General features: G+C 56.2%; 1 pseudogene. It reads left to right on the top strand.

The features are described from left to right. A pseudogene (gene rpoB / locus ACRESJ_RS12780) lies at positions 1-1,227 on the top strand (DNA-directed RNA polymerase subunit beta); the annotation flags it as partial.

Below are 1,227 nucleotides of genomic sequence, written 5' to 3'. Positions count from 1 at the left end.
CGTATCGTGAATTCTTGCAAGCGGGAGCGACTAAAGATCAGTTCCGCGACGTGGGCCTGCATGCGGCCTTCAAATCCGTTTTCCCGATCATCAGCTACTCCGGCAATGCTGCGCTGGAGTACGTCGGATATCGTCTGGGCGAACCGGCATTTGATGTCAAAGAATGCGTATTGCGCGGTGTAACTTACGCCGTACCTTTGCGGGTAAAAGTGCGCCTGATCATTTTCGACAAAGAGTCGTCGAACAAAGCGATCAAGGACATCAAAGAGCAAGAAGTCTACATGGGTGAAATCCCCCTGATGACTGAAAACGGTACCTTCGTAATCAACGGTACCGAGCGTGTAATCGTTTCCCAGCTGCACCGTTCCCCGGGCGTGTTCTTCGACCACGACCGTGGCAAGACGCACAGCTCCGGTAAACTGCTGTACTCCGCGCGCATCATTCCTTACCGCGGTTCGTGGCTGGACTTCGAGTTCGACCCGAAAGACTGCGTATTCGTGCGTATCGACCGTCGTCGCAAGCTGCCTGCCTCGGTACTGCTGCGCGCGCTGGGCTATACCACTGAAGAAGTGCTGGACGCGTTCTATACCACCAACGTATTCCACGTGAAGGGCGAGACCCTGAGCCTGGAGCTGGTGCCTCAGCGCCTGCGTGGTGAAATCGCTGTCCTCGATATTCAGGATGACAAAGGCAAGGTTATTGTCGAGCAGGGTCGTCGTATCACCGCTCGCCACATCAACCAGCTGGAAAAAGCCGGGATCAAAGAGCTGGATGTGCCTCTGGACTACGTCCTGGGTCGCACGACCGCCAAGGTCATCGTGCATCCGGCAACCGGCGAAATCCTGGCAGAGTGCAACACCGAGCTGAACACCGAGATCCTGGCCAAAATCGCCAAGGCTCAGGTTGTTCGCATCGAAACTCTGTACACCAACGATATCGACTGCGGTCCGTTCGTCTCCGACACCCTGAAGATCGACTCCACCAGCAACCAATTGGAAGCGCTGGTAGAGATCTATCGCATGATGCGTCCTGGCGAGCCGCCAACCAAAGACGCTGCCGAGACCCTGTTCAACAACCTGTTCTTCAGCCCTGAGCGCTACGACCTGTCTGCGGTCGGCCGGATGAAGTTCAACCGTCGTATCGGTCGTACCGAGATCGAAGGTTCGGGCGTGCTGTGCAAGGAAGACATCGTCGCGGTACTGAAGACCCTGGTCGACATCCGTAACG

The organism is Pseudomonas sp. (genome assembly GCF_050739655.1).
GTDB lineage: Bacteria > Pseudomonadota > Gammaproteobacteria > Pseudomonadales > Pseudomonadaceae > Aquipseudomonas.
The sequence above is the reverse complement of the archived record's forward strand: the minus strand, read 5'-3'. Positions and strand labels throughout refer to the sequence as shown.